This window comes from Dactylosporangium thailandense (genome assembly GCF_059739745.1).
In genome coordinates this window covers 6,662,348-6,685,323 of sequence record NZ_AP029195.1, presented here as the reverse complement: position 1 = coordinate 6,685,323, position 22,976 = coordinate 6,662,348, and the positions used below count along the sequence as shown (strand labels likewise).

Here is a 22,976-nt window from a genome sequence, read left to right as displayed (position 1 = left end):
CTCGCTTAAGTTTGGTTTACCGCCGCCGGACGCCCCTTTCCGGCCCCTATATTCGCCGCGTGAACCTCGCCTTCTCTCGCCGGCACGTCGTCATTGCCGCGGTCGCCGGCCTTGCGGTCGCGGCAAGCATCGGCGCCGTGGCCGCCTTTTCGTCCTCCTCGGCTCCGTCCGGGGAGCCGGCGGCCTCGGCCCGGTCCTCATCGGACGGTGGCGACACCGCCGCGCTGGCCGCGGCCGGGGCGCCCTCGAGCGCCGCCGCGAGCAGCGCCGCCCCGGCGAAGGAGACCGGGCCGTGCGGCCGCGCCGCGAGCGGAACCCCCGTGGTGAAGGTGACCGACGTCGCCGTCGGCAGCGCGGTCACCGGCTACGGCCGGGAGGGCGACACCGACCCGCTGCCGATGGCCATCGCCGCGACCCCGAACGGCGGCTCGTGGCTGGCCTGGCTCGGCACCAACGGGAAGGTGTACCTGGGCCGGCTCGGCTGCGACGACAAGCTCGCCGGCACGCCGACCAGCTTCGACGGCATCGACCTGCAGGACGTCTCGGCCGACGCGAACGGCGGCGTGCTGCTGCTGACCCGCAAGGGCGAGTGCCACGACGGCCCGCTCTGCGGCGGCTCGTCGAGCCCGTGCAACACGATGCACATGGTCCGGTTCGACAACAACGGCCGGCAGGTCTGGGATCGCCAGGTCACCAACCTGAGCGCGAGCCTCGGCGGCTACGACGACGGCGCCCGGTTCGTGTGGTGGTACCAGCACCACGGCCGCCTCGCCTCGGACGGCAGCAACTACGCGGCCTACTTCGGCGTGGCCATCACCGTGCGCAACGGGTCCTGTGTGGACATTCACGAGGGCGACCGCATGCAGGTCGTCAACTCCGGCGGTGGCCTCGTGAACCACAAGGACGCCTTCGAGGTCGGCTGCAGCCACAGCTGGGGCACGCGGATCGTGTGGGACCCGCGCACGAGCCACTACGCGATGGTCTGCGCGACCGACAACAACTGCCGCATCGCGCAGCCGCATCCGTACCGCACCGTCGCCGCCGGCGCCTGCGACAACACGCTCTTCGGCGGCGACCTGGTGCTGGCCCGAAGCTCCGGCTACTGGACCGCGTGGAGCCAGGGCGGCCAGGCCCGCCTCGACCACTTCGGCACCGGCGCCTCGGACGCGACGGTCAAGACATCGGCGAAGACGGCCCATCCGCACCTGGTGACCTACGGCGCCGGCCGGATGCTGCTGGCCTGGGAGTCCGGCTCGTCGATGGCGGCGCAGGTCTACGACTCCGGCAGCGGCTCGCCGGTCGGCGCCCAGTTCACCATCGGCGTGAAGGACCACAACTACCAGGCGTTCAAGCCCTACCCGGACGGCAGTGCCGCCTACCCGGCCGCGGGCGCGAACAGCACCTCGATCCGCATCGCCCGCGTCATGCCGATGGCGTAGGCGTTCAGCTCTCGACCGTCAGCCCGGTCAGCCGCCCCTCGGTGTCGAAGACGGCGACGAGCAGGTTGTCGGTCAGGTCCCGGCCCGTGGTGTAGTCGAACACCACGGGCCGGTCGGACGAGTCCGGGTAGATGCCGATCCGCACCAGATGCAGGCGGTTCACGAAGTCGGCCGCGCTCAGGCCGGCGAGGGACGGCTCCTCGGCGAGGTAGTAGCGGACGGCCGAGTCCGGCAGCGCCCAGTCCTCGAGCATGCCCCGGTGCGCGCGGAGGTGGTAGCCGCCCAGATCGGCGGTCACCCGCACGACGCTCGCCAGCACGTGGTCGCCCATCCGGTCGCCGTCGAACCAGAGGTCGATCTCGGTCTCGCGGCCGGAGAAGGCGGTGCTGGTCTCCCACACGATCTCGGCCATGCCGACCCCCTCGGAGAGCGCTCTCTCAAGTTTGGCTTACGACCGGCTTAAGTCGGTTCGTACCGCTTGACGAGGTCGCGCGGCATGGACGAGCTTAAGGCTCGCCAAGGTTCGCGAACCATCGAGGAGTGCCATGCGGCTCGGCCGAAAACCCCTGATCGTTCTGCTCGCCGCCGCCGTGGTGGGCGTCGGGATGGTCGGGCTCACCAACGCCCTGGCCGACACCGGCGCGCCGATCACCGGCATCGCGGGCAAGTGCGTCGACGTCGCCGCGGCGAACACCGCGAACGGCACCGCCGTGCAGCTGTGGGGCTGTAACGGCACCGCCGCCCAGAAGTGGACGGTCACCGCCTCCGACGCGAGCGTCCGCGCGCTCGGCAAGTGCCTCGACGTGACCGGCGCCTCGAGCGCGGACGGCGCGAAGGTCCAGCTCTACGACTGCAACGGCACCGGCGCGCAGAAGTGGGCGGCGGGCGCGGGCAACCGGCTCGTGAACACCGGCTCCGGCAAGTGCCTCGACGCCAGCGGCAACAGCTCCGCCGACGGCACGCGGCTGCAGATCTGGACCTGCACCGGCAACGCCAACCAGCAGTGGAAGCTCCCGGGCGCCCCGGCCTCGCCCTCGGCGACGGCCACCCGGACCGCGTCGCCGGCGCCGAGCGCGAGCCGCACCACGGGCCCGGTGGCCAAGAAGAAGGGCGTCAGCACCTGGCAGTTCACCGGCCTGTCGGACGCGGTGCGCAACGTGGGCGCGGGCTGGTACTACAACTGGTCCACGAACAACGACTCGATGCCCGCGAACGCCGAGTTCGTCCCGATGATCTGGGGCGCCGGCGCGGTCACCGACGCCGACCTGGCCAAGGTCAAGAGCGAGGGCGCGGTGCTGCTGGGCTTCAACGAGCCCGACCTCAAGGAGCAGTCGAACATGACCGTGGAGCAGGCGCTGAGCCTGTGGCCGCGGCTGGAGGCGACCGGCATGCGGCTCGGCAGCCCGGCCGTCGCCTACGGCGGGGACACGCCCGGCGGCTGGCTCGACCGGTTCATGACCGGCGCACGGCAGCAGAACCGGCGGGTCGACTTCATCACGCTGCACTGGTACGGCTCCGACTTCTCCGACGCCGCGGTGGGTCAGTTCCTCGGCTACGTGCAGCGGGTGCACGACCGGTACAACCTGCCGATCTGGATCACCGAGTACGGCCTGATGAACTTCAGCGGCACCCCGAAGTTCCCGAGCACGGCCCAGATCACCTCGTTCATCACCCGCACGACGACGCAGATGCAGGCCACCTCCTACATCGAGCGCTACGCGTGGTTCTCGCTCCCGGCCGTCGGCGACTCGCTGCCCTACGGCCTCTACAAGGACGGCTCCACCCCGACCCCGGCCGGCGAGGCGTACCGAGCCGCGGGCTGACCCCACAGGCTGACCACGGACCGAGACCGGGGGCCACCCGGATGGGCATGCCGCCCGTACGCTGGCGGCATGTCCTTCCCGTCCGCAGTCGCACCGCCGCCGGCCGCCCGGCGCGTCCCGATGTGGTTCTGGCTGGTGCTCGCCCTCGTCGTGGTCCTGCTCCTCGCGGCCGGCATCACGGCCACGGTCCTGCTCGTCCGGCGCTTCGGCGGCGGCCCGGTCAAGGGCGACGTCGCCTACACGCTGCGGGTGACCGGCAAGGACGGCGCCGCGGCCGACTCCGGCGCGGTGGAGCGGACGCGGACGCTCCTGCTGGACCGGCTGCGCAAGCTCGGCGTCGGCCGGCCGAACGTCACGGCGGTGGGCCCCGACACCCTGCGGGTGACCGCCGCGCACGAGGACGCCGACCGGGTCAGGTCGGTGCTCTCGCCCGGCAACCTCACGTTCCGCCTGGCCACGGATCAGACCATGGCCCAGCCCACGGACCAGCCCGGCGGCGACTGCAAGGGCGGCGCGCAGGCCCCGGCGAGCGCGGACGGCCCGCTGGCCTCGGCCCGGCAGAAGCTCGGCGAGTCCGTCTACCAGGCCGCGGCCGCGCTCACCGGGCCGGACGACCCGAAGGCGGCCCAGTTGCAGGGCTTCGACCGGCTCAGCTGCGCCGAGATCGCGGCGCTGCCCCCGGCCATGCAGTTCGCCGTGCCCGCGATCACCTGCGCGATGCTCAACCAGCGCCCGGCCGACGCGCTGCCGAACGACGCCGGGGTGACCGCGTGCGGCGACTCGGTGAAGTACCGGCTCGACGCGGCCAAGGCCACCGGCGCCGACGTCGCGGACGCCGAGGCGGCGCTGAACAAGGACATCGGCCGGTGGACGGTCACCATCCGCTTCACGCCGTCCGGCCAGGACCGGTGGGCGGCGCTGACCAAGGAGGCGCTGCACCAGCAGGTCGCCATCCTGGTCGACGACGAGGTCGTGTCCGCCCCGACCATCCAGGCCGTCATCACCGGCGACGCGGAGATTTCCGGCGGCAGCCTGGACACGAAGGACGCCGCCTCGGCGCTCGCGGCCACGCTGGGCTCCGGCGCGCTCCCGGCCCAGGTCACCATCACGGCGACGGACACCGTCGGGTGACGGCCGAGCGCATCGCGATCGCACGGCGGCGGCTGGGCGGGCCGGGCCGGTTCCCGCGGGCGTTCTGGCTCGCCGCGATCCTCGTCGGCGGGGTGGCGCTCGTGCTGCGCCTGATCAACCTCGGGCATCCGCCGCAGGTCATGTTCGACGAGGTGTACTACGCCAACGAGGCCCAGGACCTCCTGCAGCACGGCGTGGAGTGGAACCCGGAGACCATGCAGCCCGAGTACGTGGTGCATCCGCCGCTCGGCAAGTGGATGATCGGGATCGGCGAGCAGCTCTTCGGGTACAACGCCTTCGGCTGGCGCATCATGGCCGTCGTCTTCGGCGTCGCCGCGATCGTGCTCGTCATGACGGCGACCTGGCGGCTGTTGCGCTCCACGGTGCTGGCCGCGACCGCGGGGCTGCTCATGGCGCTGGACGGCATGCACTTCGTGATGTCGCGGGCCGCGCTGCTGGACATCTTCCTGCTGTTCTGGATCGTCGTGGCGTTCAACCTGCTGGTGCTGGACCGCGAGCAGCGTCGCGCGCGATGGCTGGCCGCGGTGGAGACCGGCGGGAAGGGCCGCGCGAAGCTCGGGATCCCCTGGTACCGCATCGCCTGCGCGATCTCGCTCGGGCTCGCCTGCGGCGTCAAGTGGAGCGGGCTGTGGTACCTGATCCTGTTCGCCCTCGCCGCCGTGGTCTTCGACATGAGCGCCCGCCGCAGCGCCGGCGTGCGGCACTGGATCTCCGAGAGCATCCCGCCCGCGGTGGGGTGGACCCTCGCGATCGCCGGCATCGCCCTGTTCGCCTACGTCAACGTCTGGTGGGGCTGGTTCCTGTCCGACGATGGCTACTTCCGGCACTGGTACGCCGCGACGCACAACCTGCCGCACGACCGCCTCATCGACCCGCTGGTCAACCTGGCCCACTACCACGACACCGCGTACGCGTTCCACACGACGCTGGACAAGCCGCACCGCTACCAGTCGTGGCCCTGGCAGTGGCTGCTGCTCGGCCGCCCGGTCCCGTTCTACTGGGACCCCAACGTCTCCTGCGGCGCGCCCGACTGCACCGCCGAGATCCTGCTGCTGGGCACCCCGGTGCTGTGGTGGTCGTTCACGCCGGCGCTGGCGGCGCTCGGCTGGCTCGCCGTCGCCCGCCGCGACGGGCGCGCGTGGCTCGTGCTCGCCGCGGCCCTGGCCGGGATCGTGCCCTGGTTCCAGTCGATGCCGGAGCACCGCACGATGTTCTTCTTCTACGCGCTGCCGGCCGAGCCGTTCCTGGTCCTCGCGGTCGTCTACGTGCTCGGCGCGATCATCGGCGCGCCCCACAGCGCGCGGCGCCGGTCCGGGGCCGTGATCGCCGGGGCGTACGTGCTCGCGGTCGCGCTGTGCTTCGCGTACTTCTACCCGATCTACGCGGGCACGCCGATCCCGTACAGCGACTGGCTCGACCGCCTGTGGCTCGGCAACCGCTGGGTGTAGCTACCCCAGCGCCGCGGCCACCCCGGCGCGCAGCAGGTCGCGCAGCCACGCGTGGGCGGGGTCGGTGTCGTCGCGCTGGTGCCAGGTCAGGATCACGGGCACCGGGGGCGCCGGCAGCGGCAGCGGCACGAGCCGCATCCCGTGCCGGGCCACGGCGTGCGCGGTCATCCGGTCGGGCACGGTGACCGCGGCGCCGATCGCGGCGGCGAGGCCCAGCGCGGCGTCGACGGTCGGGGCCGAGGCGACGGTGCCGCGGGAGAGCCCCAGGGCTTCCAGGGCATCGTCGAGCGGATCGCGCAGCCGCCCGCGGCGCGAGACGATGACGTGGGGGACGGTGGTGTACCGCCGCAGCGTCAACGACTTCCCGCGCCACCGCGCCGGGATCGCCACGACCCGCTCGGCGTGGCCGAGGATCTCGCCCCGGATCTCCGGCAGCTCCGGCTCGGCCGAGCCGAGCTCCGCGTCCACCCGCCCGTGCCGCAGGTCGCTGGTGTCGGCGCCGGCCTCGGCCAGGAAGCGCAGCCGCACGCCCGGCGCCCGCGCGCGGACCGCGGCGAGCAGCCCGGGGCCGGCCGCGGCGGTGATGGCGTCGTGGAAGCGCAGCGTGAACGTGCGCGTGAGGGTCGCGGGGTCCACGTCGGCGTCGGGCGCGAGCAGCGCCCGGGCCTCCTGCACGAGCCGGTGCACGTCGGCCCTGATCCGCACCGCGTACGGCGTCGCGGTCATCGTCCGCCCGGTGCGCACGACGCCCGCCTCCCCGGCCGCGACGCCATGCTGGAGGCCGCCGCGCGCCTCGACGCCACCGTGCGCGACCCGCTGCGCGAGGCGCTCGGGCGCCTGCGCCCGGCCGCGCGCTGGGTCACCGACGACGAGGAGCGCGCGAGCCTCGACGCGGGGGAGTGGTGGGCCGTCGACGACGTCGAGGGCGCCGTGAACCTGCTCCACGGCCGGCCCGAGTGGTGCGTGAGCATCGCCCTCGTCCGCGACGGCGTCACCGCGCTCGCGGTCGTCTACCAGCCGGTCGGCGACCGGCTCTGGACCGCGGCGCCGGGCGGGGGCGCGTTCGGCGACGGCCGCCCGCTCGCGGTCTCCCCGAAGGCCGCGTTCGCCGACGCGATCGTCGAGACGAGCCAGGTCGGCGACGAGCCGGCCGAGCTGCGGGCTCGCATCGGCCGCGCGCTCGGCGCCCTCATGAGCCGCGCGCTGCTGGCAGTACGCCCCGGCGGTGACCGGCGTGGCCGCCGCGACCCTGCTGGCCACCGAGGCGGGCGCGGTCGCGACGGACCTGTCGGGCGCGCCCTGGCGCCCGGGCGCGGCGGATCTCCTGGTCGCGCCGCCCGCACTGCACGCCGGGGCGCTCGCGGCGCTGGCGGACCTGTGATGGAGCTGACCGTCCTCGGCGCGACCGGCGGCACCGGCCGCGAGCTGGTGCGCCAGGCCCTCGACCGGGGCCACGCGGTCCGCGCGGTCGCCCGCGACCCGTCCCGCCTGCCCGAGGCGCCGGGCCTGGTCCCGGTGGCCGCGAACGTCCTCGACCCGGCCTCCGCCGCCCGGGCGGTGCGGGGTGCCGAGGTCGTGCTGTCCGGCCTCGGCATCGCCGCGGGCGAGGCGCCGGGCGTGCTCGCCGCGGGCGCCCGGGCGGCCGCCTCCTCCGGCGCGCGGATCGTGTGGCTGGCGGCCCTGGGCATCGGCCCGTCGGCTCCGGCGGCGGACGCGCTGAGCCGGATGCTGCTGCGCACCTTCATGCGCCGGGAGCTGCCGGACCGGGAGGCGGCCACGGATGCGGTCCTCGCGGCGGGCGGCACGGTGCTGCACGCCGGACCGCTGACCGACGGCCCGCTCGCGCCTCGGCGGCGCACCCTGGCGCTGCCGGACGTGCCCCGCCACCTCCTGCCGCCGCGCGTGAGCCGCGCGACGGTGGCGGCGGCGATGCTGGACGAGGCCGAGTCGCCCCGGCACGCGGGCCAACCCGTCGTCGTGCTCTAAGAGCCGCTGCCGAACGGGTACAGGACGGTGCCGCCGTCCGGGGTGCGGATCGTGACCGGGAGCCGGCCCGGGCTGCCCGCGCGGCCGGTGAGCGTGTCGGCCAGGGCGGTCACCGACACCGGCTGGTAGTCGTAGGCGGCCAGGTAGGCGGGGGACTGCGGGAAGTACGCGATGTCGTAGGGGCCGCCGACCGACGTCACGACGACCGGCCGGCCGGTCGCGAGCAGGGCCTCGACCAGCGCCACCTGAGTCGGGTCCGACCACACGTTGTTCGTCGTCACCACCGTCGCGTCGGCGGTCCCGGCCGCGGCCACCGCCTGGGCGATGACGGCCGGCGACGGCGAGCCGGTCCACAGCCGGGTCGCGGCCACCCCGCGCGCGTTGAGCCCGTCGGTGAGGTTCTGCGTGGTGCTCACGCCCCAGCCGGTGACGAGCACGTGCGCGCCGGGCGCGAGGGGGAGCCCGGCCCCGCGCAGCCTCGTGATCGAGCGGGCGGCGATCGCGGACATGGTCCGCAGGTGCTCGGGGGTGCCGACCACGGGCGCCGGCACGTCGCCCCGCCCGAACAGCCCGAGCTCCCGCTTCATGCGCAGGATCCGGCGGACCGACTGGTCGATCCGCGCCGTCGGCAGCGTTCCGGCCGCGACGGCGTCGAGCACCGCCTGGATCGCCGCGGGCGGGTCGGCCGGCATGAGGAGCTGGTCGACGCCCGCGTTGATCGCGTCGAGCACGATCCGGTCCGGCGGGATGTCCGCGAGGGCCGCGGCGTCGAGCGCGTCGGTGATGACCACGCCGTCGTAGTGCAGCTGCTCGCGCAGCAGGCCGGTGACGATCGGGCGGGACAGGCTGGCCGGGGCGCCGGACGGGTCGAGCGCGGGCGCCACGATGTGCGCGGCCATGATGCTCGGCACCCCGGCGGCGATGGCGGCGCGGAACGGCGGGACGTGCGTCGCCATGATCTGGGCCCGGGACTCGTCGGTCACCGCGACGCCGTTGTCGGTGTTGACGGTCGTGTCGCCGAGCCCGGGGAAGTGCTTGGCCTGGGCGCCGATCCCGGCGAGCCGGTAGCCCGCGACGGCCGCGGCGCCGAAGAGCGCGACCTGGGCGGTGCGGTCGCCGAACGCGCGCGGCCCGTCGGCGGCGTTGCGCGGGTTGGTGTTGACGTCCACGACGGGCGCGTCGACCACGTTGATGCCGAGCGCGAGCAGCTCCTGGCCGCTGACCCGGGCCGCCTGGAGCGCGGCGGCCGGGTCCTGGGTCGCGCCGATGGCCATGTTGCCCGGCGACACGGCGAGCGGCGCGCCGATCCGGGTGACGATCCCGCCCTCCTGGTCGGTGCTGATCTGCAGCGGGATGCCGGTGTCGGCGCGGGCGGCGGCCTGCAGCTGGTTGGACAGCGTGGCCACCTGGGCCGGCGCGGCGAGGTTGTGGCTCCAGCTGAAGTAGATGACGCCGCCGAGGTGGTAGCGCCCGAGCACCTCGGCCCCGGTCCCGACGCCGTAGCGGGTCGTGTTCGCGGCGACGTCGGCCGGGGCGGGGGCGGTGGCGTTGTCGCCGTACACGTACCCGACGAACATCTGCCCGACCTTCTCCGGCAGCGTCATCCCCGCGAGGAGCCGTTCCACCTGGTCAGCGGGCGCGGCCGAGGCCGCCGCCGGCAGACCCGCGAGACAGAGGGCCACTACGGAACAGACCACCACCGACCGTCGCAACATGCGTCAATCTCACTCTTGTCGATGTCTCGGGTCAAGTGGTCCAGGCCGAACGTCAACTTGGCGGCGTCACCGTCATCGGCGTCGTCGTCGATCGCGCCCGCCGCGATGTGCGGGGCCGTGGTCGACGGTCGGCGCTCGCCGGGGTTGCGGGGCCGGCTACGCCGGGACGGCCTCGAGGTCGAGCACGAAGACCGAGCCGCCGTCCGGGTTCGGCTCGTAGTGCACGTCCGCCCCGTTGGCCTGGGCCAGGTTGCGCACGATGTAGAGCCCGAGCCCCGTCCCGCGCACCTTCGCCGCGTCGCGCTCGGCCCGGGCCAGCCGCTCGAAGAGCCGGTTGCGGAACTCCTCCGGCACGCCCGGCCCGCGATCCTCCACCGCGACCCGCACCCGGCCCTCACCGAGGCGCACGCGCACCGCGGTGGCGCCGCCGCCGTACTTCGCCGCGTTGCTCAGCAGATTGGTCAGGATCTGCTGCAGCTGCACGGGATCGGCCAGCGCCGCCGCGTCCGGCCCGTGCACCGGCACCCCCTCGGCGCCGGTGTTGGCCAGGGCGTGCGCGATCTGGCCGCGCAGCGGGGTCGGCACCCGCTTGGCGTGCAGGGTGCCTGCCTCGCTGCGGACCATCGTGAGCACCTCCTGCACGATGCCGTCGAGGCGGTGCGCCTGCCGGGAGATGCCCTCGACGACCTTGGTGCGCATACCCTCGCCGAGGGCGGACCAGCTGTCGGAGGCGATCTCCGTGTACCCCAGGATCGCGGCGAGCGGATTGCCGAGCTCGTGGCCGAGCATGCCGATGAGGTCGCGCTTGAGCCGGTTGGCCTCCTCGAGCTCGGCGTTGCGGGCGGCGAGCACGGCCGCGTCGTCGGCGTGGCGCAGCGCGGAGCCGAGCGCCTCGGCGAGCAGGGCGAACTGCTGCTCGTCGGCGTCGTCGAACACGTCGGCGTGCCGTGAGGAGACCTTGAGCGCGCCGATCACGGCGTCGTCGGCGTGCAGCGGCGCGATGAGCATCGCCGCGATGCCGAGCCGGGCGCACGTCTCGCGGTCCACGCGCGGATCGCGGGCCGCGTCCCGGCAGTGCGCGGGCGCGTCGGCGGCGAGCACGGCGCCGCTGAGCGAGGCGCCGGCGCGGACCCGGGTGCCGAGCGCCCCGGCGAGGCTCCCGGCGGTCGCGGCGAACACCAGGTCGTCGCCGTCGGCCAGCTCGACCGCGGCGCCGTCGGCCGCCGGGAACAGCTCGACCGCCCGCTCGGCCACCACCCGCAGCGCCGCGTCCCGGTCGGCGGCGGCCGCGATCAGCTCCCGCTGGACGCTCAGGGTGTGCTGCAGCCGGCGCAGCTCCCGCTCGGTCGCCTCCGCGGCGGCGCGCTCGGCGGCGATGTCCTCGACCTGCATCAGCCGCCACGCCTCGCCCGCCGGTCCCGGCACCACCGACAGCGTCACCCGCGCCCACACCGTCCGCCCGTCGGGGCGCAGGAGCCGCTGCTCGTAGCGCACCTGCCCGCCCGTGCGCAGCCCGGTTCGCGCGTCCGCGGCGGTCGCGAGGTCGCGCGGGTCCGTGACGTCGCCGTAGCGCAGCCCGGCCAGCTCCCCGGCGCTGCGCCCGGTCAGCGCGGCCGCCGCCGGGTTCGCCTGCCGGAACACGTCGTGCTCGTCGCACAGCACCAGCCCGAGCGGGCTGCCCGCGAACGCGGTGCGGAACTGCTCCTCGCTGCGCGCGAGCGCGAGCGCGGCGGTCCGCTCCCGGGTCACGTCCATGAGCTGTACCACGGCCGCCGCCGGGCCCTCGCGGTCGCTGATGACCGAGGTGTGCGCGGCGACCCGCACCTCCGTCCCGTCGCGGCGGCGCAGCACCGTCTCGCGCGCGCTGCGGCTGCGCCGGCCGTCGGCGAGCGTGGCGACCGCGGCGTCGAACCGCTCGCGGGGCACCGCCACGAGCCCGGCGAGCTCCAGCCCCACGACCGCGGCCGGCTCCCAGCCCACGAGCTCGCTGAAGGCCGGGTTCGCCAGCGTGATCCGGCCGTACTGCGGCCCCCGCAGCCCCAGCACCACCTTCGCCACCGGGCTGTGGTCGAACACCTCGGCGAAGCGCCGCTCGCTCTGCTCGTGGCGCTCCACGGCCGCCAGCGCCGCCGCCCGCTGCCGCGCGAGCTCGGCGTTGGCCTCGGTCGCCTCGTGCAGCAGCTCGCGGTTGCGCGCCGCGTGCTCGGCGTGCAGCAGCGCCCCGGTGAGCGCGTCGGCCAGCAGCGTCAGCTGCTGCTCGTCGGCCTCGTCGAACGCGTGCGGCCGGCGCGCGAGCACGACGAGGACGCCGATCGGCCCCTCCGGGCGCAGCAGCGGCGCGACGACGAGCGAGCGGACGCCGGTCACCCGCCCGACCGCGGGGCCGATGCCCGCCCGCGGGTCCGTGGCGGTGTCGTCGCAGCGCAGCGTCGAGCGGGTGGACAGGGCCAGGCCCGCCACCGACTCGCGCAGCGGGATCGGCGGCCCGTCCGGCATCTGCCCGGCGACGGCCGCGCGGGTCAGCGCCTCCCCGTCGAGCAGGTGGATCGCCGCGCCCTCGCTGCCCGGCATGTTCTGTAGCGCCCGCTCGGCGGTCAGCGCCAGCAGCGCGTCGCGGTCGCCGGCGGCCGCGGCGATCTCGCGCTGCAGCGCGATCGTGGTGCGCAGCCGCCGCGCCTCGTCCTGGGAACGGGCCGCACGGTCGGCCAGGGCGTGCCGCTCGGTGCTCTCCACCGACTCCAGCACGACGAACCCGCCCCCGCACACCGGCAGCGACCGCGTCGAGATCCACAGGCGGGAACCGTTGCGCCGCACGATCTGCCGCTCGCAGGTCTCGTCGGCGAACCCGCGCCACGGATCGTCCGGGTGCAGCAGCAGCGTGACCGGCCGGCCGGTGAGCTCGTCGCGGCGGTACCCGGTCAGCAGGCAGAAGGCGTCGTTGACCTCGATCAGCTCGCCGGCGACGGTGGCCACCGCCTTGGCGATCGTGCTGCGCTCGAACAGCTCGGCGAGCAGCCGGGCGCGCGACTGCTCGTCGAGCCGCTGGAGCAGACCGACGGTCACGCCTTCATGATCGACCGGCGGGTACCGGATCTGAGCCATCGCGGAATGCCGCCCGGGCCGCCGCCGGCGCCGATATGTTGGAGCGGATGGCGACGGTACTGCCGGTCGACGACGACCACGGCGTGCGCACCATGCTGCAGGTCGTGCTCGACACCGCCGGCTTCGAGGTCGCCGCCCACGACAACGGCTCGGCGGCCGTGCGCGACGCGCTCGAGCGGGTGCCCGACGTCGCCGTCCTGGACGTGTCGATGCCCGGCATGTCGGGCCTGGACGTGTGCCGGGAGCTGCGCGCCGATCCGCGCACCGCCCAGCTGCCGATCGTCCTGCTGACCGCGCTCGGGCAGTGGCTGGACGTGGCCTCGGGCTTCGAGGCCGGCGCGGACGACTACGTGGTGAAGCCGTTCAGCCCGCCCGACCTGCTGCAGCGGATCGAGCAGCTACTGGCGCAGGCCTGAGGGCGCTTCCCTCGGCAGCCGCAGCTCCACCGCCCCGCCGTCCTCGGAGGTCGCCATCCGCAGCGTCCCGCCGTGGCGCGCGACGACCGCCCGGGCGAGCATGAGCGCCGTGGACGTGCGCGCCCCGCCCGTGGCCGTGAAGAGGCGGTTGCTGGTGAGCTGTTCATGCAGCGGTACCCGCACGAGCCACCCGTCCGCCGAGGACTCCGCGCTCACGTGCACCGCCGCGTCCCCGGCCGAGGCCACGGCGACCGACAGCAGCCGCTCCACCAGCGCGTCGAGCCAGACCGGGTCGGCCGTGATCGTGAGCCGGCCGGGGTCGGCGACCCCGAGGGTGACCGGCGCCGCCGGGCCCTGCCGCGCGTTCCAGGCCGCCACCGCGTCGCGCAGCAGCGTCCCGAGGTCCACCGGGCGCACGTCGAGCCCGACCGAACCCTGCTCCAGGGCGTTGAGCGTGGACAGCTCGTCGACGACGTCGCCGATGCGGGCGGCGTTGCGGCGGACCACGTCCAGCAGGTCGTGCAGGTCCGGCTGCGCCGAGGTGTCCGGCAGCAGCTCGAGCATCGTGTTCGTCGACGTGAGCGGCGTGCGCAGCTCGTGGCACAGCGCGGCGACGAGCTCGGTCTTCTCCGCCACCTTCTCGGCCAGGGCCCGGTTGTGCTCGCGCAGCCGCTGGCGGATCTGCGCCTGCAGCGTCACGTCCCGCACCACGAGCACCCACCCGGACTCGATCCGGTGCCAGGCCGCCTGCACGCTGCGCCCGCCGGCCAGCCGCAGCTGCCGCGGGTGCGTGACCGGCGGCCAGGCCAGCGCCGCGGCCACGGCGTGCGCGCCCCGCGCGTCGAGGTCCCCGGCGAGCGCGGCCACGGACCGGTCGGGCGCCACGTCGGCCGCGCTGAGCCCGAGCAGGCCGGGCAGCGCCCCGTTGACCTGCGTCAGCCGCCCGTCGGGCCCGGCCACGGCGACGCCGACGTCGAGGACGTCGAGCACCTCCGCGACGGTGACGCCGACCGCGGTGCCCATCTCAGGACCGCGCCGACGGCTGACGCACGAGCCGTTCGTCCAGGCAGGCGTCCACCCGGTCCAGCAGGTCGCCGGTGCTGAACGGCTTCACCACGTAGCCGGTGGCGCCGGCGCTGAACCCGTCGGCCACGTCGCCGTGCATGCCGCGGGCGGTCACCAGCAGCACGGGCGTGCGGGCGGTCGCGGGCGCCCCGCGCATCGCCGCGCACACCTCGAGGCCGCTCAGGCCGGGCATGTTGACGTCGAGCACCGCGATGTCGGGCCGGTGGGCGCCCGCGAGCCGCGGCGCCTCCTCCCCGTCGCCGCACGCGAGGACGGCGTGCCCGGCGCCCGCGAGCATGAACTCCATCAGCTCGCGCACGCCGCAGTCGTCCTCCGCCAGCAGCACCGTCGCCATCCCAGTCCCAGGCCCTTCCGGGTCGGTTGCATTCCGTCCGACGGTACCGAAAAAGCCATGATCCAAATGCTACGTTCGGCAGGATAAAGCCGACATACCGGAATGACGCCCGTACGGGAGGACCACCGTCCATGCCCGCGACGCCGCGGGGCGAGCTGCTGCGCATCGCCTCGCACGAACTCCGGACGCCGCTGACCTCCATCCGCGGGTACAGCGAGCTGCTGGCGACCGGCCGCGCGGGCGCGCTCACCGAGCAGCAGCAGCGCATGGTCGGGCTCATCGACCTGTGCGCCGGGAAGGTGTACGGCATCGTCGAGGACCTCATCGTGCTCGCCGGGCTCGAGGAGGGCACGTTCGGGCTCGCGGTGGAGCCGATCCGCCTGGCCCCGCTGGTCGCCCGGGTCGCGGGGGAGCTGGCGAGCGTGGCCCGCGCGGCCGGCGTGGCGATCGACGCCGCCGTGCCCGGCGAGGTCGCGCTCCTCGCCGATCCCCGGCACCTGCAGCGGGCCCTGGCCAACCTGCTGTCCACGGCGATCGGCTACGCCCCCGAGCACGAGACCGTCCGCCTCGCCGCCACCCAGGAGCCCGGCGGCGCGACCCGCGTGGTACTGACCTGCCCGAGCGCGGGGGCGGCGGCGGGGGAGCAGCTGGAGCTGTACGAGCGCTGCCTCGTGCGCGGCCCGGGCGCGGCCGATCTCGAGGGCGCCGGGCTCGCCCTGGCCGTGGTGCACGCGGTCGTCGGCCACCACGGCGGTCGCCTGCGGGCCGAGGCCGGGGACGCCGGCGTGGCCGTCACCGTGCTCCTGCCGCCGGCGCCCCCGGCCGACCCCGCGCACGTGGTCCTGCTGCGCCGCAGCCCGGTCCGCGCCTGACGGCGTTCGTGCGGCGTTCAGCCCGTGGTCGCTCCCGCATCCCAGGATTCCTCAATCGACGTCTGCTGATCGATGGAGGAATCTGTGCGGATGTGGTGGCGGCTCGCGGCGGCGGCACTTGTGGGCATCGGGGCGGTGGGATTCGGTGGGGCGTTCGCGCACGCGGACACTACCGGCGTGCGGATCAACGAGGTCGAGTCCAGCGGCGGCAGACCCGGTGACTGGATCGAGCTGACGAACACCGGGACCACGACGGTCGGCCTGGCCGGCTGGGTGCTCAAGGACGACGACGACTCGCACGCGTACACCATCGGCTCGGTCTCCCTGGCCCCGGGCGCCTTCGTCGCGTTCGACGTCGAGTCGGCCTTCGGGCTGGGCAGCGCGGACAAGGCGCGGCTCTTCCAGCCCGGCGGGACGCTCGTGGACTCGTACACGTGGAGCAGCCACGCGAGCGCGACCTACGGCCGCTGCCCGGACGGCACCGGCGCGTTCGCGACCACGAGCGCGGCGACGAAGGGCGCGGCCAACGCCTGCCCGCCGCCCGCCCCGGTGGCCTGGCCCGGCGGCTCCGCGGTCGCGAACGCGGACGCCGCGAACGCCTTCGGCGAGAACCTCGGCGGCCTGTCCTACGAGTCCGCCGGCGTCGTGTGGGCCGTCAAGAACGGCCCCGGCACGCTGTACCGCCTGGTGCCCAACGGCGCCCAGTGGCAGCGCGACACCGCGAACGGCTGGGCGAACGGCAAGGCGCTGCACTACGCGAACGGCTCCGGCGACCCCGACGCCGAGGGGGTCGTGGCCACGCCCGACGGGATCGTGGCGGCGACCGAGCGCGACAATGCCCACAATGGCACGAGCCTGCTGAAGGTCCTGCGGTTCAACCCTTCCGGCAGCGGTACCGCCCTGAGCGCGACCGCCGAGTGGAACCTCACGGCCGACCTGCCCGCCGCGGACCCGAACGGCGGCCTGGAGGCGATCGCGTGGGTGCCGGACACGGCGCTCACCGCGGCCGGCTTCCGCGACGAGCACGCCGGCGCCGCCTACAGCCCGGCCGCCTACCCGAACCACGGCACCGGCCTGTACCTGGTCGGCGCCGAGACCACCGGCATCGTCTACGCCTACGCGCTCGACCAGGCCGGCGGCGCGTACACCCGCATCGCCACCTTCGCCAGCGGCCTGGCCGGGGTGATGGACCTGGAGTACGAGCCGGCGACCGGGCGCCTGTGGGCCGCGTGCGACGACACGTGCGGCGGCCGGACGGCGACCCTGGCGGTCAACGCGCAGGGCCGGTTCGCGGCGACGGCGACGTACAACCGCCCGTCGGGGATGCCGAACTACAACAACGAGGGCTTCGCGATCGCGCCCCAGCCGGCGTGCGCGGCCGGCGTGAAGCCGGTGCTGTGGTCGGACGACGGCAACGACAAGAGCCACGCCCTGCGCTCCGGCACCCTGTCCTGCTGACGGCTTCGGCTCCTGTCGACGGCTGCGGCGAACCCGCCCGCGCGGGTTCGCCGGGCCGAGGATGTGCACCAGGCGCGAAAAAACCGAGCGCTCAGCTGCTCAGTGACGAGCCCAGGGACGCGAAGAAGTCGCCGAAACCGTTGGCGATGTCGAGCAGCCCGCCGCCGATGGAGCTCACCACGTTGGCCGCGGACTGCGGGCGATACGCGACGAAGAACACCAGGAACGCCAGGCCACCCCATCTGAGGATCTTCTTGACCATGGTCGCCTTTTCCTCCCCATCAAGGACGCCGAGCATTCAGCGTAGCCGTTGAATGACGCTCAGTGAAGTTGCCCTATGTCATTGAACGACCCGCAGAACGATAGCAACACACGAACCTCGCATTCACGATCGTTCACTCACCGCCCGCCGTCCCCCCGCGGGGGCCCGTCGCCCCTGCTGTGTCGGCTTTCGGGCACGCCGGTGTCCCCGGTTGGAACGCACCTCCGATGTCCATCGATCGACGAGGAGTTGCCAATGTCATACCCCGGATACCCGCCCGCTGCCGCCGTGGCCCCGGCCGCGAGCCGCCCGACGACGCTCACCCTGGCGTTCCTCGGCGCGCTCGTCTCCGGTCTCGCCGGCCTCGTCGCCTCCGTGCTGCTCATGGTGCAGGCGCGCGACCTGGCCGCCGACACCGTCGACGACATCGCCGGGGACGTGCTCGGCGACGAGCTCACCAAGGCCACCGTCGACGAGGCCGCCGCCACGCTGCAGACCCGCGGCGTGGCCGGCATCGTCTCGGCCCTGCTCATCATCGGCTTCGCGTTCGCGATCCGGGGCGGCGCCATGTGGGCCCGGATCGTGCTCGCCGTCGTGCTGGCCGGCTTCCTGTGCGCGGGCGGCCTGCAGGTCGCCGACGTCGCTCCGGCCGCGACCAAGGCCCTCGACGTGCTCGCGTGGCTGCTCGGCCTGGCCACGATCGTCCTGATGTTCCTCCCGCCGTCCAACGCATACGCCCGGGCGCGCAAACAGGGGGTCGTAGCATGAGCTGATGGCGTACGACGAGGTGCTCGCCGAGCGGCTGCGCGAACGGCTCCCGGCCGCGGCGCGGCGGCGCATGTTCGGCGGCCTGGCCTTCCTGACCGGCGGCAGCATGACCGTCGGCGTGTACCGCGACGACCTGCTCGTCCGCCTGAGCCCCGAGGACGCCGACGCCGCCCTGGACCGCCCGGGCGTGCGGCCGTTCGACATGACCGGACGCCCGATGCGCGGCTGGGTCCTCGTGGCCGGCGAGCACCTCGACGACGCCGACCTCGACCGGTGGGTCGCGACCGCCTCCGCGTTCGTGGCCACGCTTCCCCCGAAGTAGGGTGCAGCGGATGGGTCACGTCCGCACGGCGTTCTTCCTCGACTTCGACAACGTGTTCAGCGGGCTGTTCAAGCTCGATCCCGAGGTCGCCGTGCAGTTCGCCAGTGAGCCCGGGGTGTGGCTGCAGCGGCTGGCCACCACCCTGACCGCCGAGGCGCCCCGGCGCTGGCTGATCCTGCGCTGCTACCTGAACCCGGCGGGCTGGGTGAACACGCGCGACGCGGCGGGGGAGCCCAACCGGCTGTACTTCTCGCGCTTCCGCCCCAGCTTCGTGCGCGCCGGCTTCGAGGTCATCGACTGCCCGCGGTACAACGCCACGAAGAACGCGGCGGACATCCGCATCGTCGTGGACGCCGTCGACGCGCTGGCCGACGACACCCGCTACGAGGAGTTCGTCATCGCCTCCGGGGACTCGGACATGACCCCGCTCCTGCAGCGCCTGCGCCGCGCCGACCGCCGCACGATGATCGTCTCCCCGGCCGACGCCGCCGAGGCCTTCACCTCGATCGCCGACCAGCTCCTCGACAGCCAGCAGCTCATCGCCCTCATCCAGGGCGAGCCGGTCGACCTCGACGACTTCGAGGGCGGCCCCGACACCGGCGCCGACTTCGTGCCCGACGAGGCCTACGAGCAGTTCCGCACCATCGTCACCGCCGAGTACGAGGCCGCCGAGGCACCCCTGAACATGGCGGCGCTCGCGTACCGGCTGCGCACCGAGGTCGGCCCGGTCGTCGGCAGCACCAACTGGTTCGGGTTCGGCTCCTTCGCCCGCGCGCTGGAGACGCTGGAGCTGCCCAACCTGCACCTGTCCCAGCACCTGCTGTGGGACGAGAGCCGGCACCAGGCCCCGGAGCCCACCGCCCCCGGGGCGCCCCGCACCGTCCTGCCCGAGCCGGTCGAGCGCCTCGCCGACCAGCTGAGCCTGCCCCGCCTCCCGCAGGCGTGGTGGCCGTCCATCTACGAGACGCTCTCGGCCTACGCGCGCGAGCACCGGTTCAACCTCACCCAGTGCACGAGCTGGTCGCGCGACCGGCTGCGCGACAACGGGGTGCCGGTCAGCCGGGGCGCGGTGGCGTTCGTGGTGCGGGGGACGTCCTTCGGCGGCTACCCGCTGCACCGCCAGCCCCCGCCCACGCCCGCCGAGATCGCGTCGGCCTTCGTGAACAACGTGCTCTCCCGCGCGGAGGCGGCGCAGATCCCCTTCACCGACGAGGAGGCCGCCGCGGTGCGCTCCTGGCTCGGCGAGTCGGCCTGACGCGATAAGTCGGGCGCTCCGCGCCGCGACTTATCGGACTTGTCGCCCGTCAGGCCATATGCCGGTTCTCAGGCGTTCTGCAGCACCCGCGGCTGCGCGACCGGCTCGGTGCGGCCGCGCACGGCCAGCGCCAGGCCCGCGAGCACCACGACGGCGAGCCCACCCGCCGCGAGCAGCGTCAGCGCGTCCGGCTCCAGCAGCGGCTGCCCGCGCAGCGCCTGCCACGTCAGCAGCGCGACCAGCCCCGCGTAGCCCACCGCCGCCACCCGCACGACCCGCAGCCGCGCGCGCACCGCCCCGAACCGGGCCGGGTACCGCGCGGCCAGCAGGGCCAGCAGCAGAGCCAGCAGCGGCAGCGCCTGCAGCGCGTGAATCCCGGCGAAGTGCGGGATGCGCAGGTCCCCGCCGGTGGTCGACCAGCCGGTCACCGGCATGGCGGGCCCGCCGTCGGCGACGCCCACGCTGTGCGCGCCGATCATCGCGGGCGCGCCGCCGTTGTCGAGCTCGACCTGCTGCGCGCCAGTCGGCTGCGTCATGAGGAAGCCGAGCGCCATCCCGGCGAGCGAGAGCGCGAACCCGAGCCGGGCCGCGGAGCGCACCACCGGATCGGTGTCGCGCTGCACCGCGACCACGATCGCCACCACGAGGCTGGCCGTCCAGAGCACCATCACCGTGGCGCCCATGAGACTCCAGATCATCGCGTCGAACGGGGTGGCGACGTCGAAGTGGCTCGCCCGGCCGCGCACCGCCTGCAGCACGATGGCGACCATCTCGCCGGCGGACGCGAGCGCGACGACGGTCGCGGCCCACCAGCCCGTGCGGCGCCAGCGGTTCACGAACCGCAGGAGCCAGGCCAGCGTCAGGGCGTACAACCCCAGGGAAACGGCGAATTTGCACGGCTTGAGCCACGCGGGGCTGCCGCCGATGCCGCGGTCGTCGACGGCCAGGCCGACGAGCGCCACGATGGTGAGCACGCCCATGACGGCGGCCAGCCCGACCAGCGGCCGGTGCCAGCGGGCGGCGGTGACGGGGGAGTTCGACATGCCTCGACCATCCCGTTCGCGGCGGGCCGAAGCAGCCCCGCGCACCCCCCGAATCGATGCTGAGGCTGTCCCTACCATCGATTACCGTCGGCGAATGACCAACACCTATGCGAACGCCGCCGGCCTGGACGGCACGGCGTGTATCGTCACCGGGGCGGCCCAGGGCATCGGGCGGGGCATCGTCCAGGCGCTGACCGAGCGGGGCGCCGCCGTGCTGCTCGTCGACCACAACCCCGAGACGCTCGAGGCCACCGTCAAGGGCCTGGAGGGCCGGCGGGTCGCGTCGCTGCTGTCGGACGTTCGCCAGGCCGGCGAGGCGGAGCGGATCGTGGCCGCGGCGGTGGAGGCGTTCGGGCGGCTCGACGTGCTCGTGAACAACGCGATCGCCACCCGGGCGGCCGGGCCGTTCACGGAGCACAGCGACGACGACTACGACCTGGTCTTCGAGACCGGGCCGCGGGCGACGTTCCGGCTCATGAAGGCGGCCTTCCCGCACCTGGCCGCGAGCGGCCGCGGGTCGGTGGTCAACCTCGGGTCGAGCGCGGGGACCGAGGGGCAGGCGGGCTGGGCGACCTACGCGGCGGCCAAGGAGGCCGTCCGGGGCCTGTCCAAGGTGGCCGCGACCGAGTGGGGCGCGGCGAACGTGCGCGTGAACGTGGTGTGCCCGTTCGCGAACTCGGAGGGGGCGCAGCTGTGGGAGCGGTTCGACCCCGACGGGTACAACGCCGCGCTCGCCAAGGTCCCCATGCGGCGCATCGGTGACACGCGGACCGACATCGGGGCGCTGGTGGCCTTCCTGGCGAGCGACGACGCGACGTACATCACCGGCCAGACCATCATGATCGACGGCGGCTGGGGCATGCACCGGATCTAGACGGCACCGTTTTTGGGGGGCCGGTTGCTGGGTAGTGATCCTTTGAACGCGATTTCGCCGGTTCGAGGGAGATGTGATGAGTGTTGCCGCGGATCCAGCCACCGTCGACAAGTGCCTCCGGGTGGGTGCCGGGTTCTCGCAGGGCGATCGCAACTGGATCGCCGAGCAGTTCGCGACGCTCGACGCCCGGCTCGCGGCCTTCAGATCCGACGCGACCGAGCTCGAGGTGTCGGTGAAGGACCGTGAGGCGCCCGGGCAGAAGGTGACGCTGGAGTGCTGGATCGCCGGCCGGCAGAAGATCGTGACCACCTCCGGCGAGGAGGAGCTGCTGGCCGCCCTCCACGACGTGCGCGACGACCTGCGCCGCCGGCTCAACGACGCCAAGACCCGCGAGGAGCCGCGCAACAACCGCCACCTGCGCGAGCGGGCGGAGGCGGAGGACTACTCCGAGCTGCAGTGACCGAGGCGGCCGCCCCGCCTACCGCAAACCACCGGTAGGCGGGGCGGTCGACTCGCGAACCACCAGGTGCGTCGCCAGCTGGACGTGCATCGAGTCGGGCGTGCCGCCGCGGGCGATGGTGTGCAGGGTGCGCACCGCCACCCGGCCCATGTCCGCGATCGGCTGGTGCACCGTGGTCAGCGGCGGCGAGGAGAGCTTCGCCGGCTCGATGTCGTCGAAGCCGACGATCGACAGGTCCTGCGGCACCCGGCGGCCGAGGCGGCGCGCGGCCTCGAAGACGCCGAGGGCGGCCCCGTCGCAGGCGGCGAAGATGGCCGTCGGCGGGTCGGGCCGGGTCAGCAGCTCGATCGCCATGCGGCAGCCGGCCTCCGCCGTGAAGCCGCCGTGCACGACGAGCGCCGGGTCGGCCTCGATGCCGGCGAGCTCGAGGGCGTTGCGGTAGCCGTGCAGCCGCTCCCGCGAGGCGGCGATCTCGGCGGGCAGCCCCGCGAAGCCGATGCGCCGGTGGCCGAGCGCGACGAGGTGCTCGGTGGCCTGGGTGCCGCCGGCGAAGTTGGTCGCGGCGACGCTGGCCAGGCCCGTGCCGAAGGCCCCGGTGAGGTCCACGGAGACCAGCGGCAGGCCGAGCTCGTCGACGGTGCGGACCTGCCCGGCGGTGAGCGCGAGGGACACGACGATGACGCCGAGGCGGCGGCGGGCGGCGGCGCGGATCAGCCACGCGTCGCTGAGCGGGAGACCGGGGCGGCCCTCGCGGTCGAGCACGTCGACGGCGATCTCGACGCCGAGCTCGCGGGCGGCGGTCAGGATGCCGCCGAGGACCTGCAGGGAGTACATGCTGACCATCGAGTCGAACACCACGTCCACGACGGTCTCGGTCTGCGGCTCGCGCGGGCCGGTGCTGGGCACGTAGCCGAGCGCCGTGATCGTCTCCTCGACCTTCGCGCGGGTGCGGGGATCGACGTTGGGCCGCTTGTTCAGCACCTTCGACGCGGTCGCCTTGGACACGCCGGCGGCCTGGGCGACGTCCTCGAGGGTGACGCGCACAGGCTGTTCACTCATGCACCCTCCCAGATCGATAGAGCGCTCCCCGAAACTGTTTCATCGCGTTGACAGCAGAGTAGGTTACCCATACCGTCGATACAACACGAAACTCCACGAAAA

The 22,976-nt window shown here is 74.2% G+C and carries 22 protein-coding genes; 13 read left to right on the top strand and 9 right to left on the bottom strand.

Annotation, left to right across the window (positions count from 1 at the left end; genetic code table 11):
- Positions 1-59: 59 nt before the first annotated feature.
- Positions 60-1,439: a hypothetical protein gene (locus tag AC6JBM_RS29455; protein ID WP_497977295.1), complete on the top strand. Its 1,380-nt coding sequence runs from the start codon at positions 60-62 to the stop codon at positions 1,437-1,439.
- 4 nt (positions 1,440-1,443) lie between these two features.
- Here the strand turns inward: AC6JBM_RS29455 and AC6JBM_RS29450 are convergent, their stop codons facing one another.
- A complete protein-coding gene (locus AC6JBM_RS29450) occupies positions 1,444-1,851 on the bottom strand; it encodes a DUF2004 domain-containing protein (protein WP_497977294.1) in 408 nt (135 codons plus the stop codon).
- A gap of 133 nt (positions 1,852-1,984) precedes the next feature.
- On the opposite strand from AC6JBM_RS29450, the gene AC6JBM_RS29445 reads away from it, so the two are divergent.
- The 3 genes from AC6JBM_RS29445 (at position 1,985) to AC6JBM_RS29435 (ending at position 5,862) form a co-directional block, all read left to right on the top strand.
- Positions 1,985-3,262 (top strand): glycoside hydrolase family protein, encoded by a 1,278-nt coding sequence (locus AC6JBM_RS29445; RefSeq protein ID WP_497977293.1) that lies wholly within the window; start codon positions 1,985-1,987, stop codon positions 3,260-3,262.
- A gap of 69 nt (positions 3,263-3,331) precedes the next feature.
- Complete coding sequence (locus AC6JBM_RS29440) at positions 3,332-4,393, top strand: SecDF P1 head subdomain-containing protein (RefSeq protein ID WP_497977292.1); 1,062 nt, start codon at positions 3,332-3,334, stop codon at positions 4,391-4,393.
- Positions 4,390-5,862: a dolichyl-phosphate-mannose--protein mannosyltransferase gene (locus AC6JBM_RS29435; protein ID WP_350609631.1), complete on the top strand. Its 1,473-nt coding sequence runs from the start codon at positions 4,390-4,392 to the stop codon at positions 5,860-5,862. Before AC6JBM_RS29440 ends, AC6JBM_RS29435 begins: the two co-directional genes overlap by 4 nt.
- Here AC6JBM_RS29435 and AC6JBM_RS29430 read toward each other — a convergent pair whose 3' ends face one another.
- The gene (locus AC6JBM_RS29430) at positions 5,863-6,606 is read right to left on the bottom strand and encodes a LysR substrate-binding domain-containing protein (RefSeq protein WP_497977291.1); all 744 of its coding nucleotides are present in this window, start codon (positions 6,604-6,606) and stop codon (positions 5,863-5,865) included.
- Positions 6,607-6,633: 27 nt separating this feature from the next.
- Here AC6JBM_RS29430 and AC6JBM_RS29425 point away from each other — a divergent pair, with 27 nt between their 5' ends.
- A complete protein-coding gene (locus AC6JBM_RS29425) occupies positions 6,634-7,848 on the top strand; it encodes an inositol monophosphatase family protein (RefSeq protein ID WP_497977290.1) in 1,215 nt (404 codons plus the stop codon).
- Here AC6JBM_RS29425 and AC6JBM_RS29420 read toward each other — a convergent pair.
- Positions 7,845-9,473: a glycoside hydrolase family 3 protein gene (locus AC6JBM_RS29420; protein ID WP_497977289.1), complete on the bottom strand. Its 1,629-nt coding sequence runs from the start codon at positions 9,471-9,473 to the stop codon at positions 7,845-7,847. The genes AC6JBM_RS29425 and AC6JBM_RS29420 overlap by 4 nt on opposite strands.
- Positions 9,474-9,719: 246 nt before the next feature.
- Positions 9,720-12,626 (bottom strand): PAS domain S-box protein, encoded by a 2,907-nt coding sequence (locus AC6JBM_RS29415; RefSeq protein WP_497977288.1) that lies wholly within the window; start codon positions 12,624-12,626, stop codon positions 9,720-9,722.
- 86 nt (positions 12,627-12,712) lie between these two features.
- Here AC6JBM_RS29415 and AC6JBM_RS29410 point away from each other — a divergent pair, with 86 nt between their 5' ends.
- Positions 12,713-13,081 (top strand): response regulator transcription factor, encoded by a 369-nt coding sequence (locus tag AC6JBM_RS29410; protein ID WP_497977287.1) that lies wholly within the window; start codon positions 12,713-12,715, stop codon positions 13,079-13,081.
- Here the strand turns inward: AC6JBM_RS29410 and AC6JBM_RS29405 are convergent.
- Entirely contained in the window at positions 13,064-14,104 is a 1,041-nt protein-coding gene (locus tag AC6JBM_RS29405) for a PAS domain-containing sensor histidine kinase (RefSeq protein ID WP_497977286.1), read from the bottom strand. The two genes, AC6JBM_RS29410 and AC6JBM_RS29405, sit on opposite strands and share 18 nt — an antisense overlap.
- A 1-nt stretch (position 14,105) precedes the next feature.
- The gene (locus AC6JBM_RS29400; protein WP_497977285.1) at positions 14,106-14,501 is read right to left on the bottom strand and encodes a response regulator transcription factor; all 396 of its coding nucleotides are present in this window, start codon (positions 14,499-14,501) and stop codon (positions 14,106-14,108) included.
- Positions 14,502-14,632: 131 nt separating this feature from the next.
- On the opposite strand from AC6JBM_RS29400, the gene AC6JBM_RS29395 reads away from it, so the two are divergent.
- Positions 14,633-15,373 carry a sensor histidine kinase gene (locus AC6JBM_RS29395; RefSeq protein WP_497977284.1) on the top strand — a complete coding sequence of 247 codons (741 nt, stop codon included), beginning with the start codon at positions 14,633-14,635 and terminating at the stop codon, positions 15,371-15,373.
- A gap of 177 nt (positions 15,374-15,550) precedes the next feature.
- Positions 15,551-16,831: a lamin tail domain-containing protein gene (locus AC6JBM_RS29390; RefSeq protein WP_497977283.1), complete on the top strand. Its 1,281-nt coding sequence runs from the start codon at positions 15,551-15,553 to the stop codon at positions 16,829-16,831.
- A gap of 91 nt (positions 16,832-16,922) precedes the next feature.
- Here AC6JBM_RS29390 and AC6JBM_RS29385 read toward each other — a convergent pair whose 3' ends face one another.
- Positions 16,923-17,093: a hypothetical protein gene (locus AC6JBM_RS29385; RefSeq protein WP_350609657.1), complete on the bottom strand. Its 171-nt coding sequence runs from the start codon at positions 17,091-17,093 to the stop codon at positions 16,923-16,925.
- 255 nt (positions 17,094-17,348) lie between these two features.
- Here AC6JBM_RS29385 and AC6JBM_RS29380 point away from each other — a divergent pair, with 255 nt between their 5' ends.
- The 3 genes from AC6JBM_RS29380 to AC6JBM_RS29370 are packed head-to-tail and all read left to right on the top strand — an operon-like array spanning position 17,349 to position 19,438.
- Complete coding sequence (locus AC6JBM_RS29380; RefSeq protein WP_497977282.1) at positions 17,349-17,861, top strand: hypothetical protein; 513 nt, start codon at positions 17,349-17,351, stop codon at positions 17,859-17,861.
- 4 nt (positions 17,862-17,865) lie between these two features.
- Complete coding sequence (locus AC6JBM_RS29375; protein WP_497977281.1) at positions 17,866-18,183, top strand: TfoX/Sxy family protein; 318 nt, start codon at positions 17,866-17,868, stop codon at positions 18,181-18,183.
- A gap of 10 nt (positions 18,184-18,193) precedes the next feature.
- On the top strand, positions 18,194-19,438 hold the full coding sequence (locus tag AC6JBM_RS29370) for an NYN domain-containing protein (protein ID WP_497977280.1): 1,245 nt from the start codon (positions 18,194-18,196) through the stop codon (positions 19,436-19,438).
- Between the two features lie 68 nt (positions 19,439-19,506).
- Here the strand turns inward: AC6JBM_RS29370 and AC6JBM_RS29365 are convergent, their stop codons facing one another.
- Entirely contained in the window at positions 19,507-20,481 is a 975-nt protein-coding gene (locus AC6JBM_RS29365; RefSeq protein WP_497977279.1) for a hypothetical protein, read from the bottom strand.
- Between the two features lie 94 nt (positions 20,482-20,575).
- On the opposite strand from AC6JBM_RS29365, the gene AC6JBM_RS29360 reads away from it, so the two are divergent.
- Positions 20,576-21,355 carry an SDR family NAD(P)-dependent oxidoreductase gene (locus AC6JBM_RS29360; protein ID WP_497977278.1) on the top strand — a complete coding sequence of 260 codons (780 nt, stop codon included), beginning with the start codon at positions 20,576-20,578 and terminating at the stop codon, positions 21,353-21,355.
- Between the two features lie 76 nt (positions 21,356-21,431).
- Entirely contained in the window at positions 21,432-21,815 is a 384-nt protein-coding gene (locus tag AC6JBM_RS29355; protein ID WP_433607815.1) for an HPF/RaiA family ribosome-associated protein, read from the top strand.
- 18 nt (positions 21,816-21,833) lie between these two features.
- On the opposite strand, the gene AC6JBM_RS29350 is transcribed toward AC6JBM_RS29355, so the two are convergent.
- Positions 21,834-22,874 carry a LacI family DNA-binding transcriptional regulator gene (locus AC6JBM_RS29350; protein ID WP_497977277.1) on the bottom strand — a complete coding sequence of 347 codons (1,041 nt, stop codon included), beginning with the start codon at positions 22,872-22,874 and terminating at the stop codon, positions 21,834-21,836.
- Positions 22,875-22,976: the final 102 nt, after the last annotated feature.